Annotated in this window: 13 protein-coding genes; 4 read left to right on the top strand and 9 right to left on the bottom strand. The window is 73.5% G+C overall.

Translation table 11 applies throughout. The annotated features are described in order from the left end of the window. Nucleotides 1-170 precede the first annotated feature (170 nt). Together ACIGXE_RS20990 and ACIGXE_RS20985 are read right to left on the bottom strand one after the other, a co-directional pair. Nucleotides 171-521, bottom strand: coding sequence for a hypothetical protein (locus tag ACIGXE_RS20990; RefSeq protein WP_399749469.1), 351 nt, complete (start codon nt 519-521; stop codon nt 171-173). Then, nucleotides 518-766, bottom strand: coding sequence for a DUF1049 domain-containing protein (locus tag ACIGXE_RS20985; RefSeq protein ID WP_399749467.1), 249 nt, complete (start codon nt 764-766; stop codon nt 518-520). Before ACIGXE_RS20985 ends, ACIGXE_RS20990 begins: the two co-directional genes overlap by 4 nt. Before the next feature lie 157 nt (nt 767-923). Between ACIGXE_RS20985 and ACIGXE_RS20980 the strand changes: the two genes are divergently transcribed. Together ACIGXE_RS20980 and ACIGXE_RS20975 are read left to right on the top strand one after the other, a co-directional pair. Continuing rightward, nucleotides 924-1673: a GntR family transcriptional regulator gene (locus ACIGXE_RS20980; RefSeq protein ID WP_399749465.1), complete on the top strand. Its 750-nt coding sequence runs from the start codon at nt 924-926 to the stop codon at nt 1671-1673. A gap of 332 nt (nt 1674-2005) precedes the next feature. After that, entirely contained in the window at nt 2006-3115 is a 1110-nt protein-coding gene (locus tag ACIGXE_RS20975) for an adenosine deaminase (RefSeq protein WP_399749463.1), read from the top strand. Between the two features lie 314 nt (nt 3116-3429). On the opposite strand, the gene ACIGXE_RS20970 is transcribed toward ACIGXE_RS20975, so the two are convergent. The 5 genes from ACIGXE_RS20970 to ACIGXE_RS20950 form a co-directional block, all read right to left on the bottom strand. Then, nucleotides 3430-5160, bottom strand: a complete 1731-nt coding sequence (locus tag ACIGXE_RS20970; protein WP_399749670.1) for a CocE/NonD family hydrolase — start codon at nt 5158-5160, stop codon at nt 3430-3432. A 211-nt stretch (nt 5161-5371) separates the two neighbouring features. Continuing rightward, a complete protein-coding gene (locus ACIGXE_RS20965; protein WP_399749461.1) occupies nt 5372-6301 on the bottom strand; it encodes an LD-carboxypeptidase in 930 nt (309 codons plus the stop codon). Further along, complete coding sequence (locus tag ACIGXE_RS20960; RefSeq protein ID WP_399749459.1) at nt 6298-8283, bottom strand: S9 family peptidase; 1986 nt, start codon at nt 8281-8283, stop codon at nt 6298-6300. Before ACIGXE_RS20960 ends, ACIGXE_RS20965 begins: the two co-directional genes overlap by 4 nt. Before the next feature lie 80 nt (nt 8284-8363). Next, nucleotides 8364-9698: a M20/M25/M40 family metallo-hydrolase gene (locus ACIGXE_RS20955; RefSeq protein WP_399749458.1), complete on the bottom strand. Its 1335-nt coding sequence runs from the start codon at nt 9696-9698 to the stop codon at nt 8364-8366. Continuing rightward, nucleotides 9691-10524: a M55 family metallopeptidase gene (locus ACIGXE_RS20950; protein ID WP_399749456.1), complete on the bottom strand. Its 834-nt coding sequence runs from the start codon at nt 10522-10524 to the stop codon at nt 9691-9693. Before ACIGXE_RS20950 ends, ACIGXE_RS20955 begins: the two co-directional genes overlap by 8 nt. Before the next feature lie 229 nt (nt 10525-10753). Between ACIGXE_RS20950 and ACIGXE_RS20945 the strand changes: the two genes are divergently transcribed. Beyond that, nucleotides 10754-11761 carry a hypothetical protein gene (locus ACIGXE_RS20945; protein ID WP_399749668.1) on the top strand — a complete coding sequence of 336 codons (1008 nt, stop codon included), beginning with the start codon at nt 10754-10756 and terminating at the stop codon, nt 11759-11761. A 226-nt stretch (nt 11762-11987) separates the two neighbouring features. Here the strand turns inward: ACIGXE_RS20945 and ACIGXE_RS20940 are convergent, their stop codons facing one another. After that, nucleotides 11988-14561, bottom strand: a complete 2574-nt coding sequence (locus ACIGXE_RS20940; RefSeq protein WP_399749454.1) for an MFS transporter — start codon at nt 14559-14561, stop codon at nt 11988-11990. 286 nt (nt 14562-14847) lie between these two features. Next, nucleotides 14848-15291, bottom strand: coding sequence for an SRPBCC family protein (locus ACIGXE_RS20935; RefSeq protein WP_399749452.1), 444 nt, complete (start codon nt 15289-15291; stop codon nt 14848-14850). A gap of 148 nt (nt 15292-15439) precedes the next feature. On the opposite strand from ACIGXE_RS20935, the gene ACIGXE_RS20930 reads away from it, so the two are divergent. Further along, nucleotides 15440-16492 carry an Rv2578c family radical SAM protein gene (locus ACIGXE_RS20930; RefSeq protein ID WP_399749450.1) on the top strand — a complete coding sequence of 351 codons (1053 nt, stop codon included), beginning with the start codon at nt 15440-15442 and terminating at the stop codon, nt 16490-16492. Nucleotides 16493-16537 lie beyond the last annotated feature (45 nt).

Raw genomic sequence — 16537 nt, 5'->3', positions numbered from 1 at the left:
AGGACGGGGCGGGCGCAGACCCGGGGCGGGCGCAGCCCCGGGGGCGGGCGGCAGCGCGGCAGCGGGAGGCTGCTCACGACGGGGCAGCGAGGAGTGCCGGGGCGGCGGCCGGCGGGCGGGCGTTCAGGGGCGGGACGTGGTGGCGGCTCGCGGCGGGGACGCGCGCGGCGTCAGCGGCGGGCTGACGTCACGCGGGCCGGACACGCCTCGCCCTTCTTCACGACACCCACCACCACCCACCCCCGCACCCCCCGGGCAACCCCCGGCGCCGGATGCTGCGTGCAGACCCGCCAGTTCAGCGGCCACAGCACCCGCCGGTCACCGCCGCCCACGTCGTGGACGTCCAGCCGCGTCCGCGGGTCGAGCGCGGTGAAGACCCGCCACAGCCCCTGACCGAGAAGGTCCGGCATGGGTGGGGCCACACCCGGTTCCTCCGCCTCGGCGACCGGCTCCGCCGAGCTGACCGCCACCGCCGCGAGCGCGAGCGCGGCGCCCGCGCCGAGCACGGCCGCCCGCTTCACTTGCGCCTCCGGCAGGCCGCGTAATAGCCGCAGGCCGCACCGAGCAGCGCGGTCGTGAGCAGCGCGAGGGAGAGCGGCGTGGCGACCTCGGGGATCAGCAGCCTGATCCGTACCCGCCCGGTGTTCTCGAAGACGAAGACCAGCATCAGGATCACGACGGCCGCGACCGCGATCCGGCCGGGGGTGAAGACTCCGCCCGCCCGGGCCTCGCCCGTACTCGAGCTCGATGTCTCCGTAGGACTCATGGCCGGCCCTCTCCTCCGTCGTGCGTCCCCTCAGAATGAACCGACTCCGGCGATTCGGCGGCCGCGGAAGGGGCCGTACGAGTGACTTGTCAGACAACGACGGACGGCTACGGTAGACCTGAACGACAGCACCGTACGCAGAGCACGAGGAGGATCCGTGGCAGCCGGCGGACAGCAGCGACGCCCCGTCGTCGCGCTCTACGAGCGGATCGCGGACGCCATCCACGACGGCACCTACCCCCCGGGCTCCACGCTCCCCTCCGAGCCGAAGCTCGCGGGCGAGCTCGGCGTCAGTCGGCCCGCGCTCCGCGAGGCGCTGCTGCTGCTCCAGGAGGACGGCCTGCTCACGGTGCGGCGCGGCGTGGGCCGTACGGTCAACGCGCACCCTCCGAGGCGCGGCTTCGAACACGTCCAGGCCCTTGAGGAACTGCTCGGAGCGGGCGCACCGCTGCGCGTGCGCGGCCTGCTCCGCTCCGTCGAGGAGCCCACCGACTTCACCACCCAGCATCTGCTCGCCCCGGCCGGGGCCGAGCTGCGCTTCTGGGAGTCCGTACTGGCCGGAGAGGCCGGGCCGGCGGCCCTGAGCCACGAGTGGGCCGCCGCCGACGAGGTCCTGGACCGCGTTCATCCGGCGTTCGCGGAGGCCCTGCGGGCCACGGCCGCGCCGGAACGCACGTCGATGCTGGCGGTGCTGACCGGGGCCTCGCGCGGCGTGCCGCTGGCCGCGCACAGCGCGGTCACGGCGACGCTGCTCGGGCGCCGCCGGGGCGAGCAGCTGGGCCGTTCCGCCGACACCCCGGCGGTCCTCGTCACCCAGGTGGTGCGGGTCGAGGACGTCCCGGTGCTGGCGGCCAAGCACATGCTCCCGACGGGCGCGCCGGCGCTCCCGGTTCTGCAGTCGAACTGACGGGGCAGGGCAGGGCAAGGCAGGGCAGGGCAGGGCAAGGCAGGGCGACACGTCAACGGCGGCCCGCCCCCTCACCCCCCTCTCAGCTGCCCCTCCCGCCGCCCTCCTGCAGCCCTTCCTGCCGCCCCTCCCGCCACCCCTCCTGCAGCCCTTTCCTGCAGCCCTCCCGCTCCCCCTCCTGTCACCCTCCCGCCCCCCTCCTCCGCCCCTCACGCGTCTCCCGCGGCCGCCCGGCCGCGCGCCACCTCTCGGCCCCCTCCACCACCCGCTCGGCGCCCCCTGTCGCCGGCGTCACACCACCACCCTCCCCACGTGGCGTACACTTCCCCGCCATGCACTTGTCTGACAACCTTGCCGCCGCCCCCGCCCCCGCTTCCTCCCCCGCCGTCGCCGACTGGATCCGGCAGGCCCCCAAGGCCGTCCTGCACGACCACCTCGACGGTGGGCTGCGGCCCGCCACGATCGTCGAGCTGGCGCGGGCCTGCGGGTACACCGGGCTGCCCACCGAGGACCCGGCCGAGCTGGCGGTCTGGTTCCGGGACGCCGCCGATTCCGGTTCGCTGGAGCGGTACCTGGAGACGTTCGCTCACACCTGCGCGGTGATGCAGACCCGCGAGGCCCTGGAGCGCATCGCGGCCGAGTGCGCCGAGGACCTCGCCGCCGACGGGGTCGTCTACGCCGAGATCCGTTACGCCCCCGAGCAGCACCTGGAGGGCGGGCTCACCCTCGACGAGGTCGTCGAGGCCGTGAACGCCGGCTTCCGCGAGGGCGAGCGCCGGACCGGCGGCCGGATCACCGTCCGCACCCTCCTCACCGGCATGCGGCACACCGACCGCTCCCTGGAGATCGCGCAGCTCACCGTCGCCCACCGGGACAACGGCGTGGCGGGCTTCGACATCGCCGGCGGCGAGATCGGCAACCCGCCGGCCCGCCACCTCCCCGCCTTCCAGCACCTGAAGCGGGAGAACTGCCACTTCACGATCCACGCCGGCGAGGCCGTGGGCGCCGAGTCCATCCACGAGGCCGTGCAGGTGTGCGGCAGCGAGCGGATCGGGCACGGCGTGCGGATCACCGACGACATCGCCGAGGACGGCACGCTGGGCCGCCTGGCCTCGTACGTCCGCGACAACCGCATCGCCCTGGAGGTCTGCCCGACCTCCAACCTCCAGACGGGCGCGGCGAAGGACTACGCCTCGCACCCGATCGACGAGCTGCGTCGCCTCGGCTTCCGGATCACCCTCAACACGGACAACCGGCTGGTCTCCGGCACCACCATGAGCGAGGAGTTCCAGCACATGGTCGACGCCTTCGGTTACGGCCCCGAGGTCTTCGAGGAGTTCACGGTCGCCGCCGTCGAGGCCGCCTTCCTCCCGCTTCCGGAGCGCCGCCGCCTCATCGACGAGCTGATCCGCCCGGGCTACGCGGCCCTCGCCACCCGCTAGCCCCCGCCGGTCCGCCACCCGCCAGCCCGCCACCCGCCAGCCCGCCACCCGCTAGACCGCCGGCGGTCCGGTCCGCGGGCCGTCCGGTCCGCCAGCCGTCCGCTTGCCAGCCGACCGGGCGCCCGGCCAACCGGCCGCCCGCAGCCCGGACGACGGGGGCGGGCGGGCGGCGCCGAGCCGGGGGCGTACGGGAGAGAGTCCTGTACGCCCCCGCTCACCCGCTCCACCCGCCCCCCCACCACCACCTGCCCCCGTTCCTCTCCCCGTCTGCACCGCCCCCCCTGCCCCTTGGCCCGACCTCGCCCGCGCCTCCCCTAGCCGACCCGCCCCTGAACCAGGGGCAGTTCGAGCGTCCCCGTGTCCTCGGGGGTGCTGACGACCGTCACCGGCTTGATGCCCCGGTTGCCGAAGTACGCGGTGTCGCTGGCCGCGATCACGAATTCCAGGCGGTGGCCGGTCTCGTAGCGGTGCGCGATCGCGGGGAGTTCGACGGTGAAGGGGCGGGTGACGTCCGGGACGCGGACCGGGGCCACCAGGCGGTTGACCAGGATCTTCGTGCCGTCGGGGGCCACGTCGTAGAGCTTGGCGAAGAGGACCAGCTTGTCGGCGGCGTCGCCGGAGTCCTGGACGCGTTCGGTGCGCGGGGAGATCACCTTGAGGGTCGCCCGGGGCGCGCCGACGAGGTCGGCGGGGGCCGTGAGCGGGGCGGTGCGCCAGCCGAGGTAGGTGCCGGCGATGTCGTACGGCTGGGGGTCGGGCAGTCCGATCATTCCGGCGAGCGAGGACTCGGAGTGGCTGGTGGGCACGAGCCAGTTGGCGTACTCGCGCGAGCCCCGGGCGACCTTGGCGCGGTTGTCGACGAGCTTGCCGTCGCCGGAGAGGTAGAGCTTCTGGCTCAGGGCGGGGACGCGGTCGGCCGTGCCGTAGCCGCTCTGCCAGTCGCGGTAGTAGGCGAACTCGGCGCCGGTGTCGGTGCCGCGGTCGCCGCGGAGGTGGCGGTCGAACCAGGCGAGGACCCGCCGGCCGACGTAGCTCGACTCCAGGTCGCCCTGGCCGAGGTCGAGTTCGCCTGGTCTCTGGCCGCCGCTGTGCCCCCAGGACTGCCAGATCATCTTGGTCTCGACGCCCTGGCGCTGCAGCTGCTCGTAGGTGGCGCGGGCCTCGTTGAGGTTGAACAGGCTGTCGGACTGCCCCTGCACGATCAGCGTGGGGGCCTTGACCCGGTCCAGGTAGGAGACGGGAGAGACGCTGCGGGCGAAGGCGAGCATCGCGTCGGTCTCGGTCCGGGGGTAGCGGCCGGAGTTGAGGAGCCGGACGGTGTCGCAGGCGTCGGTGACGAAGTGCAGGCAGCCGAGGGAGTTGATCCGGCTGGGGTCGAGGGAGGGCGCGAGCAGCGGCTGGCCCTCGCCCATGAGGTAGAAACCGTTCGCCCACTGCCACTTGAAGACGCCCGGGGTGGCCCGGTCGGCGCTGTTGGGGGCGAGCGAGTACGCGAGGTCGTTCCAGGTGATGAGGGGGACGAGGGCGTCGAGGCGGGGGTCGGCCGCGGCGGTGGCGAGCTGGATCGCGCCGCCGTAGGAGCCGCCGATCATGCCGACACGCGGGTCGTCCGCCGCGTCCTTGGTGACGAAGTCGACGCGGGTGCCGTCGTCGGCGGCACGGGTGCCGGCGAGGAAGTCGACCAGCCGGGTGGCGGCGCGCCCGTCGATCCGCGGGTCGTCGAGGGACACGAGACAGCCGCTCTTGCCGAAACCGAGGCCGGAGTAGACCAGCCCCACGTAGCCGCGGGCCGCGACGGCCTTGCCGATGGCGTCCGTGGAACCGTCGTCCTTGCTGCCGCCGAAGCCGTTGGTGGCGAGCACGGCCGGTGCCGGGTGGGCCGCGTCGACCCCGTCGGGCCGGTAGAGGTCGGCGTCGACCGCGCAACTCCGCCCGCCCGCCTCGACGGTGAAGCGAAGTGCTGTGACGGTGTACGTACCGAGCTCGGCCGCCCGCGCCGGGGCGGCGACGGCGAGCGGCGCGGCGAGCGCGAGACCGGCGGCCAGCGCGAGGGCCTTGCGGGACCCGGGAAGCGCACGGGCACGACCGCGGGCAGGGGTACGGGCAGGGGCACGGGACACGGGGACCTCCACACCGAGGACGCGCGAGCGACCTACCTACCGGTAGGTACGGGGCGCGCCCATGGTGTGACACGTGTCATGCAACCGTCAACGTATCGGACAGGCGTTGTTGACGGAGATTCAGTGAAGGACGTCTTCAGGCCAGCGCCGGTACGTCCAGCGTGAGCGTGCCCGTGTGCGTGTCCAGGACCGCCGGTATCCCCAGCGGCATCGTCGGCGCGCTCTCGTGGTGTCCGAAGCCCATCCCTTCCAGGACCGGGACGCCCAGCGTGCCGAGCCGGTCGAGCAGGACCGCGCGGACGTCCTCGTACGGGCCGCACTCCTCCCAGGAGCCGAGACCGATGCCGGCGACGCCGTCCAGCCAGCCGGAGCGGAGGAGTTGGGTGAGCATGCGGTCGAGGCGGTACGGCTCCTCCCCGGTGTCCTCCAGGAGGAGCAGGCCGCCCCGGGCGGTGCGGCGGGCGTGCGGGGTGCCGAGGTCGGCGGCGAGCAGGCAGAGGCAGCCGCCGAGGGTGACGCCACGGGCACGGCCGGGGACCAGGGGGCGGGCGGTGCCCGGACCGATCGTGCGCACCGACTCCGGTTCGAAGAGGGTGGCGCGCAGGGACTCCTGGGTGCGGGTGTCCTTGAGGAAGGCCGCGGCGGCGACCATCGGGCCGTGCAGCGTGGCCAGGCCGAGGCGGCCGGCGAAGGCCTCGTGGAGCGCGGTGACGTCGCTGTAGCCGACGAACACCTTGGGGCCCGCGGCCCGTATCGCCGTCCAGTCGAGAAGGTCCACCATGCGCTGGGCGCCGTAGCCGCCGCGGGCGCACAGGATCGCGGAGACGGTCGGGTCGCACCAGGCCTCGGTCAGGTCGCGGGCGCGGTCGGCGTCCGTGCCGGCGAGGTGGCCGAGGGTGGGGTGGGTGTCGAGGACGTGGGGAGCGACGACCGGGTCGAGGTCCCAGCCGCGCAGGATGTCGAGGCCGGCCTGGAGGCGGTCCTCGGGAATGGGGCCGCTGGGGGCGACGACGGCCACGCGGGCGCCGGGGCGCAGGCGACGGGGGCGGAACGGCTCGGGGGTCATTTCCTCAGCTCCAGGAGGGGGACGTCGGACCGTTCGACGCCGAAGGTCTGGGCGTACAAGGAGAGTTCGGCCTCCAGGCAGCGGATCATCGTGTCGGACTTGCGGAAGCCGTGGGCCTCGCCCTCGAAGGCGAGGTAGGCGTGGGGCACGCCGCGGCCGGCCATGCGGGCGAGGAAGCGTTCGGCCTGCGCGGGCGGACAGATCACGTCGTCGAGGCCCTGGAGCAGCAGGAAGGGCGCGGTGATCCGGTCGACGTGTTCCAGGGGGGAGCGGTCGCGATAGCGGGCGGGGACCTCGTCGAGGGGGCCGATGAGGGACCGCGGGTACTCCGATTCGAAGTCGTGGGTCTCGCCGTCGGCCCAGGCGGCGGGGTCGAGGATGGGGTAGAGGATCGTGCCGCATGCGTAGAGGTCGCTGTGGGCGAGGGAGGCGGCGGTCGTCCAGCCGCCGGCGCTGCCGCCTCGGACGGCGAGGCGGGCGGGATCGGCCGTGCCCTCGTCGGCGAGGGCGCGGGCCACGGCGGCGCAGTCCTCGACGTCGACGACGCCCCACTGCTCGCGCAGCCGCTCGCGGTACTCGCGTCCGTATCCGGTGGAGCCGCCGTAGTTGACCTCGGCGACGCCGATGCCGCGGGAGGTGAAGTAGGCGATCTCCAGGTCGAGGACGAGCGGGGCGTGGCCGGTGGGGCCGCCGTGCGCCCAGATCACATAGGGCGGGAGCCGGTCGCCGGGGGCGGTGCGGTCCGGGTTGTGGGGCGGGTAGACGTGGGCGTGGATCTCGCGGTCGTCGGGTCCGGTGAAGGTGCGGATCTGTGGTTCGGGGTAGTAGGCGGGGTCGACCGGGTCCTCGTGCGGGCAGCCGACGACCCGGGCGCGGCCGGTACGGGTGTCGAGCTCCACGACCTCGTAGGCGCTGCGGGGGCTGGCGGCGACGCCGACGACCCGGGTGCCGTGGACGGCGAGGGTCGCGGCCCACTCGGTCCAGGGGCCGGCGGCGTCGACCAGTTCGCCGCTCTCGGGGTCGAGTATCCCGAGGGCGGTGGCGCCCTTGCCGTGGACGACGGCGACGAGTCCGCCGTCCAGGGGCTGGAACCAGCTGAGGCCGATCTTCCACAGGGCCCCGCCGAACTCCTCGGGGCGTGGGCAGAGCGCGACCGGTGTGCCGTCCTCGGCGGTCCGGTAGAGGTTCCACCAGCCGCTGCGGTCGCTGAGGTGGAGCAGATGACCTTCGGAGGTCCAGCCGACCTGCGGTACGGACTCCTCGGGACCGCCGGCGACGGTGCGGTGGTTGGCGAGGGTGCCGTCCCCCGTGATGTCGGCGAGCAGGGCCTCGGTGCCGTCCCAGGGCATCCGGGGGTGGTCCCAGGCGATCCAGGCGGCCTGCCGGCCGTCGGGCGAGAGCCGGGGGCCGGTGACGAAGCGGTGGCGGCCGTCGGTGAGTTCGCGGACGCGGGTGCGGTTCTCGGCGGCGGAGCCGTCCAGGGGTACGGCGGCGATCACCCGGCGGACGTCGGTGGGTCCGGGGCCGGTGAACTCTTCGAGCACGCACCAGACTTCGCCCTGCTCGGTGCGCAGCACGGGGTCGACCCAGCGCAGTCCGCCGCCGACGCCGGAGACGGGGGTGAGGGGGCGGGGCGCGGCGCCGTCGGCCGCGTCCGGCTCGTAGGCGTAGAGCCGCTGGTCGGGGAGGTGGCAGAAGACGACGAGCGCCGAGCCGTCCGGCCGCGTGGTGCCGGCCCACGGCTGGCCGCCGTACTCGATGACGCGGCTGCGCACGTTCCACGGCGCCGGCAGCACCGATTCCTCGGTGCCGTCGGCGCGGCGGCGCACCAGGGCGCGCCGCCCGCCCTCGGTGGGGCGCGGTGCGGTCCACCACACCTCGTCGCCGACGAATCCGACGTGGTCGGGCCGTCCGTCGTGAGCGGCGGCGAGCGCGGCGCCGATGGGTGACGGCCAGCTGCCGTAGGCGGCCGTGGGTGCCATCAGGTTCCCCCCTGTACGGGTCGTGCGGTCGTGACGTGCGGTGCGGGTGGACCGAGGTCCGCCGGACGGCCTTCGGGGGCCTAGGCGGATCTCAGGTAGTGGTCGAGGACGCGGACGCCGAAGTGGAGGGCGTCGACGGGGACGCGCTCGTCGACGCCGTGGAACAGTGCGCCGTAGTCGAGCTCGGGGGGCAGTCGCAGCGGCGAGAAGCCGTAGCCGGTGATGCCGAGCCGGGAGAACTGCTTGGCGTCGGTGCCGCCGGACATGGAGAAGGGGACGACGTGTCCGTCGGGGTCGAAGCGCTCGACGGCGGCGCGCAGTTTGGCGAAGGTGGGCGAGTCGACCGGTGCTTCCAGGGGCACTTCGCGGTGGTGGAACTCCCACTCGACGTCGGGGCCGGTGAGCAGGTCCATGGTCTGGGTGAACTCGTCCTCACCGCCGGGCAGCATCCGCCCGTCGACGTAGGCCACGGCGTGGCCCGGGATCACGTTGATCTTGTAACCGGCGTCCAGCATCGTCGGGTTGGCGCTGTTGCGGACGGTGGGCTGGACGAGGGCGGCGGCCGGGCCGAGCTTCTCCAGGAGGAGGTCGGTGTCGAAGTCGGGGGCGTCGACGTCGGTGTCGATGCCGTACAGGGTGGCGAGTTCGGTCAGGGCGGCCCGCACGGTGGAGGTGAGGCGGACGGGCCACTCGTGGGCGCCGATGCGGGCGACGGCCGCGGCGAGGCGGGTGACGGCGTTGGCGGTGTTGACCTTGGAGCCGTGGCCGGCGGTGCCGTGGGCGGTGAGCTTGAGCCAGGCGGTGCCGCGCTCGCCCGCGGCGATCGGGTAGAGCGTCATTCCGGGGCTTGGGTGGAAGCTGAAGGCGCCGGACTCGCTGATGCCCTCCGTGCAGCCCTCGAAGAGGCCGGGGTGGGTGTCGGCGAGGAAGCCGGAGCCGTCCTCGGCGCTGGCCTCCTCGTCGGCGGTGTAGGCGAGGACGATGTCCCGGCGCGGCCGGACGCCCTGGCGGGCCCAGGAGCGGACGACGGCGAGGACCATCGCGTCCATGTTCTTCATGTCGACGGCGCCCCGGCCCCACACGATCCCGTCGCGGACCTCGCCGGAGAAGGGGTGCACGGTCCAATCGGCGGCCTCGGCGGGGACGACGTCGAGATGGCCGTGGACGAGCAGCGCGTCGGCCGTGGGGTCGGTGCCCGGGATGCGGGCGACGACGTTGGTGCGGCCGGGGGTGCGCTCGAGGAGCGTGGGCTCCAGGCCTGCGGCGGCGAGCCGCTCCGCCACGTATTCGGCGGCGGGGCGTTCGCGGCAGTCGCCGCCGCCGCGGTTGGTGGTGTCGATCCTGATGAGCTCGGACGTGAAGGTGACGACCTCGTCGAGTGCCGTCGCGTCCGGGCCCTGGTCCTCCTCAGCCATACTGCTCCTCCACGGCGGCCGACACGATCGTCGTGACCGCCTTGAACGTGCGGATTGCCTCGTACATGGTCTCGCTGGTGTAGGCGACCCGCCGCTCGCCACTCCGCTCCGCGCCGGGGACCACCGTGGCGGCGGCGGCCAGGTGTTCGGCGTCGAACTCCAGCTCCACGGTGAACGGCCCGCCTCTGACCGGCTCGTGCCGGACGGCGAGGGCGGTCGCCTCCTTCGCCGCGGCGCGGATGTCCGTGGCCGTGCGGGCCGGCGTCCGGCAGACCGCCGCGTACCGCGACACGTGGTCCTTCACGGCGACCTTGTGCGCCTCCGGCGCGTAGCCGAGGGCGTCCTCGCAGGTCAGGTCGTCGCCCGTGACCAGGATGACGGGGACCCCGAACTCGGCCACCACGTGCGCGTTGAGCAGGCCCTCGCTCGCGCGGATCCCGTTCAGCCAGACCCCGGTGATCGAGTTGGCCAGGTAGGTGTGGGCGAGGACGCCTTCGGCTCCCGCGCCGGTGTGATAGCCGACGAAGGCGATGCCGTCGACGTCGCCGTGCTGGACGCCCTCGACCATGGAGAGCGACTTGTGCCGCCCGGTGAGCATCTCGGCCCGCTCGTCGAGTCGTTCCAGCAGGAGATTGCGCATGGTCCAGTGCGCCTCGTTGATCAGGACCTCGTCGGCGCCGCCGTCGAAGAACCCGAGCACCGCCGCGTTGACGTCCGAGGTGAACATGGACCGGCAGCGCTCCCACTGGGGCGTGCCGGGCAGCACGTCGGCGGGCCACGTGACACCGGTCGCGCCTTCCATGTCGGCGCTGATCAGGATCTTCATGCCTGGCACCGTACGCGCCTCCCGGCGACCCCGACCACCCCTGTGGAAAAGTGTCGGAGGCGTGGACCGGTGGCGGTGATTCGGGCGAATCCTTTCATCAGGTACGTATAGGCTGACGGGCGCAGTTTTCGTCGTCCCGCGTACCCCAGGAGACCCCTCGGTGACCACCTCGCTCGCCCCGTCCGAAGCCCCCTCTTCCGTCGACGCCGACCTCGGCGGTGGCGAGTGGGTGGAGCCCGCCGCACAGGCCGTCGCCGAGTCCGTGGTCCGCGACGCCCGTGAGTTCGGCGTGTACGCGCGGACCGGCGGCTGGGCCTTCGCGCTGAAGGTGGCGCGCAGCGTGCGGCCCGGCGGGCAGCCGGCCGAGGGCTCGGAGAAGGTGTCGGCGAAGGCCTTCGCGGAGCTCGCCGGCTGCTCCCCCGAGCGGGTCATGCGCTACTACAAGGCCTGGGACATGGCCGCCGACGACGGCCTGGTGCCGCAGTTCGAGGCGCTCGTCCCGGGCGAGGACGTCGAGCTGCCGGAGGCGGACGTCTGGCTGTCGTACTACTCCTCCCGTAACGGCGCGACCTCCGTGCGCGGCCAGGCGATCACGGCGGCGGCCGAGGCGGAGGGCATCAAGGCGACGAAGGCGCTGGAGGTGGCGGAGAACCCGACGGCGCTGCGGGCCGCGATCCTCGCCGACCCGGGCACCGCCGAGGCCGCACGGGGCGCGCTGCTCGACCGGATGAAGGAGGACCCGGCGCTGCAGACCGAGATGGCCCGGGCCATCGCCCGCACCGGCGACCTGAAGAAGGCGGTGGCGCAGGAGGCGAAGGCGGCGGACCGGATCGAGTACGTCCGGCAGATCGCCGAGGGCGGTCAGATCAGGACGCCGGCCGGGCAGACGGTCGAGGCGCCGGCCGAGCTGCGCGCCGAGGCCGAGCGGCACCTCTCGCTGATCGACGAGCTCGACGACTCGGAGGAGGCCGGCGAGTGGGCCGGCGAGGCCTACGACACGGTGAGGTCGATGGTCGCCCGGGCCGTCGAGGCGGACCCCGAGCTGCGGGTCCAGGAGCGCCGGGCGAAGTTCTACAGCAGCCTGCAGAAGGCGACGAAGGTCTTCGAGGAGCTGACCCTCGACGAGGTGCTGGAGGAGGACGTCGTCGAGGACGACATGCTGCAGCGCCTGGAGGCCCTGCAAGAGGCGATCGGCGCCTGCATCAGCGCCCTGCGCAAGGCGACGACCGCGTCCTGACGACGCCCCTGCGGGATGTGGTGCCCGGCGTCGCGCCCGCGGGACGCGGCGCCCCGCATCCCGACGCCCCGTGCGGTGCGGCGCCCCTCATCCCCACGCTCCGTGCGGTGCGGCGCCCGGCGTCCCGGCGCTCGCCGCGATGCCGTGCCCGGCGTCCCGACCACCTCGGCGCTCGCCGGGGAACCCTGCGGGGCCCTCGGCCCCGAAGGGGTCCCCGGCGGCGAGTTCAGTCCTCGTGTCCGAGCTGCAGGTCGCGCTCGGTCCGGCCGCCGCCCGCGAGCTGGAGGACCGTCGCCACCGGCGGGTAGCCCGCGGCGATCACGGTGTACTCGCCCGAGGACAGGTCGACGAAGCGGAAGGTACCGTCCGGGCCCGTGGTGAGCGTGTCGACCACGTTGCCGGCGGCGTCGAGCAGCGTCACGCGGGCGTCCTCGACGGGCCTCCCGCCACCGGCGCGCACCGTCCCGCGCAACACCGCGCCACCCGCCAGCTCGATGTCCTGGCGGGTCTCGCGGGAGGCCTGCACGCTGACCGGAAGGGCGGCCGGGCGGAAGGCGGGGGCGCTGGCGGCGAGGGTGTACTCGCCGGCGACCAGCTCGCCGATCACGTACCCGCCGTCGCGCCCGCTGCGGGTGGAGGCGACGACCTCCCCGCGGACGTCGGTGAGGGTGACGGCCGCGTCCCGTACCGGAGTGCCGTCGGCGGTGACGACGGCACCGGCGAGCCGGCCCGCGCCGCCGAGGACGACGTCGAGCTCGACCGGGCGCTCCCCCACGGTGACGGAGACGGCCTGCGGCTGGTGTCCGCCGGCCGCCGCGATCAGCACGTACGACCCGGAGCCCGGCACGCTCAGCGCGTAACGGCCGTCGTCGCCGCTCGCGCCCCGGCCGATCTGGCGGCCCTGGACGTCGATGAGGGTGAGGGCGGCCCGGGGCACGCAGCTGCCGTCGTGGTGCTGGACGGTGCCGCAGACGGGGACGCCGGCGGGCAGCGGGGCGGCGGTGCGGGTGTCGGTCCGGGTGACGGACCCGGTGTCGGTGGCACCGGCCCGGGCGTGCGGGACGGGGGTGGCGGGGGCCTCGGTGGCGGGGGTGTGGTGGGACACCAGCGGTTTCTCCTTGAGGAAGAAGGCGAGGACGAGGCCGAACGCGAGGACCGGCACGAGGTAGAGGAAGATCCGGGGCATGGCGTCGGCGTAGGCCTGGACGAAGGCGTCGCGCAGCGCGGGCGGCAGTGCGTGGACCGCCTGCGGGGTGATCGAGTCGGCCGGCGGGAGCTCGGCGGCGCCGCCCTTGGGCAGCCGGTCGGCGAGGGCGTCGTCGAGGCGGGCGGCGAAGAGGGTGCCGAAGATCGCGGCACCGACGCTGCCGCCGATCTGGCGGAAGTAGTTGTGGGCGCTGGTGGCGGTGCCGAGGTCGGCGGGGCGTACGGAGTTCTGGACGGCGAGCACGAGGACCGGCATGACGAGCCCGATGCCGACGCCGAGAACGGCCTGCCAGAGGCTGTGGGTCAGCCGCGGGGTGTCGGTGTCCATGCGGGACAGCAGCCACATGCCGAGGGTCGAGACGGCGCCGCCGAGCAGCGGATAGATCTTGTAGTGGCCGGTGCGGCTGATGAGTTGGCCGGAGACGACGGAGGCAGCGACGATGCCGCCCATCAGCGGAAGCATCAGGAGGCCGGACTCGGTGGCGGTGGCGCCCTCGACCATCTGCAGGAAGGTGGGCAGATAGCTGGCGGCGCCGAAGAGGGCGATGCCGACGACCGCGCCGACGAGGCCGGTGACGGTGAACACGGAGTCGCGGAACAGGCGCAGGGGGATGAGCGGTTCGGGCGCGAAGCGCTCGACGAGGAGGAAGAGGGCGGTGGCCGCGACGGCGCCGCAGCCCAGTCCGAGGACGACCCGGGAACCCCACGCGTACTCGGTACCGCCCCAGCTGGTGAGCAGCACCAGGCAGGTGGAGGCGGCGGCGAGGAGGACGGCGCCGAGGACGTCGAACCGGGCCCGGGCGGCGGGCTTGGGGAGCTTGAGGACGAGCGAGACGACGAGGAGGGTGACGAGGCCGAAGGGCACGTTGAAGTAGAAGCACCAGCGCCAGGAGACGTGGTCGGTGAAGAAGCCGCCGAGCAGCGGTCCGGCGACGGAGGCGAGACCGAAGGCGGCGCCGATCAGGCCCATGTACCGGCCGCGTTCCCGGGAGGGGACGATGTCGGCGATGATCGCCTGGACGCCGATCATCAGTCCGCCGGCGCCGGCGCCCTGGAGGGCGCGGAAGGCGATGAGCTGGTCCATGGTGCGGGACCAGCCGGCCAGGCCGGAGCCGATCACGAAGACGACGATCGCGAAGAGGAAGACGCCCTTGCGGCCCAGGAGATCGCCGAGCTTCCCGTAGACGGGGAGGCCGATGGTGGCGGTGAGCAGGTACGCGGTGATCGCCCACGACATCCGGTCCAGGCCCTGGAGTTCGCCGACGATCTTCGGCAGGGCGGTGGCGACGATCATCTGCTCGAGCGCGGCGAGGAGCAGCGCGAGCATGAGTCCGCAGAAGACGAGCCGGACGCGGCGGGGGTCGAGCGCCGCTTCCGGTGGGGGTGAGGGCACCTGACCGGTGGGCGGACCGCCCGCGTCGGAGGTGACGGCCGCGATGCCCGCGCCTGCTGTGCCGGTGGTGTCTGCCGTGCCGGTGGCGTCTGCCGTGCCGGTTGAGGCCGGTGTGCCGGTTGAGGCCGGTGTGCCGGCGGCGAGGCGCGGCTCCGCGCCCTCGGCGTCCCTGGCGTCCTCGGCCAGTGTGATCGCACCCACGTGCTGCTCCCCTCGTCACGGCGTCTGCGCGCCATTCTTCGCATTGGGCGCGAAGCGGGAGCAAGTCGGGCGGTACGTGGGAAAGGTGGGACCACCGAGGTCTAACGTCCCTGTGGGCAGGCGCACTTGGGGCGCTCATCAGGGAGTTTGCCGGGAAGTTCGCGACCCCCGAGTGCGCCGGGCGCTCTTGCGGGGGTCGCGGGGAAACCACTCGAATCGGTGACTGAACCGGGCGTTACTTCCGGGCTCCGGTTTCCCGAGGCTACTTCCGGGCGGGCTCTCGGCCCTACTTCTCGACCTCGGCGGCGAGCTTGGCGAGCAGCGCGTCGTAGATGCGGCCGAGGCCCTTGGGGGCGAAGGTCTTCTCGAAGAAGCCGCCGATGCCGCCGGCACCGTTCCAGACGGTGCTGACGACGGCCTTCGACCTGCCCTCGCCAGCCGGGGTGACGGTCCAGGTGGTGACCATGGAGGAGTTGCGGTCCTTCTCCACCAGCTGCCCGTCGGTGGGCTCGGTGACCTCCAGGAGGCAGTCGCGGACGCGCTTGCTGGTGGCCTGGAGCTTCCAGTGGACGAGGGTGCCCTCGCCGTCGCCACCCTCGCGCACCTCGTACTCGCTGAAGTGCTCGGGGAGCAGCTTCTCGCGCGTCCCGGTGTAGTCGGCGAGGGCGTCGAACACCGTCTCCGCGTCGGCGGCGATGATCCGCTCCGTCGTGGCCTCGACCTGCGCCATGGCGCTTCCTCCAGCTTGTTCTCGTGGTGCTTTCGGGGGATACGGGCCAAGCCAACCACCTGGGCGCCGGGGCCCAAAATCCGGGTTGCGGCGATCAAGGGAACATGTGTTCTAATCTGGGACCACCCCGTCCCCTGAGGAGGCGTCCATGAGATGGGATCGTCTGGTCGACGGCTCCGCTGCCGCCGACACTCCCGCCACCCTGGCCGAGAGCGCCCTGTTCGGCGCGGACGCGGTCACCACCCGCACCTTCGACACGCCCGAGTTCCGCGGCATCACCTTCCACGAGGTGCGGGCCCGCTCGATCGTGAACCGGGTGCCCGGCGCCTCCCGCATGCCGTTCGAGTGGACGGTCAACCCGTACCGCGGCTGCACGCACGCGTGCGTGTACTGCTTCGCCCGCAAGACCCACAGCTATCTCGACCTCGACACCGGGATCGGCTTCGACTCGCAGATCGTGGTCAAGGTGAACGCGCCGGAGCTGCTGCGCGCACAGCTCGGTTCCCGCCGCTGGCAGGGCGCGCACATCGCCATGGGCACCAATGTGGACTGCTACCAGCGGGCGGAGGGCCGCTACCGGCTGATGCCGGGCATCCTGGAGGCCTTGCGGGACTACGCCAACCCGTTCTCGATCCTCACCAAGGGGACGCTGATCCTGCGCGACCTGGAGCTGATCCGGCAGGCCGCCGAGGTCACCGAGGTGGGCGTCTCCGTGTCCGTCGGCTTCACCGACCGGGAGCTGTGGCGCACGATCGAGCCCGGCACCCCCGCCCCGGAGCGCCGCCTGGACGTCGTACGGACCCTGGCCGGGCACGGCATCGGCTGCGGCGTCCTGATGGCCCCGGTCGTGCCCTTCCTCGGCGACCGGCCCGAGCAGCTGCGCGACACGGTCCGCGCCATAGCCGAGGCCGGCGCCACCTCGGTCACCCCGCTCGTGCTGCACCTGCGGCCCGGGGCCCGCGAGTGGTTCTTCACCTGGCTGCGCCGGCACCACCCCGGACTGGTCGGCCGCTACGAGCGCATGTACGCGGCCGGGGCCTACGCGCCCACCTGGTACCAGCGCCGGATCACCCGTCAGGTGCACGAGCTGGCGGCCGAGTTCGGGATCGGGCCGAACGACCGCCGGAGCTCCCCGCGCCGGATCCCCGTCCCGGACCACCACGCGCGCGTGCCCGAGGCCGAGCAGCTCACGCTGCTGTGACACGAAGCGGGATACCGTCCTTCCAGACCCCTTTGACGGCGTGTT

This window comes from Streptomyces sp. NPDC053431, from assembly GCF_044544925.1.
Classification (GTDB): Bacteria; Actinomycetota; Actinomycetes; order Streptomycetales; family Streptomycetaceae; genus Streptomyces.
This window is presented reverse-complemented; position numbering and strand designations above follow the sequence as displayed.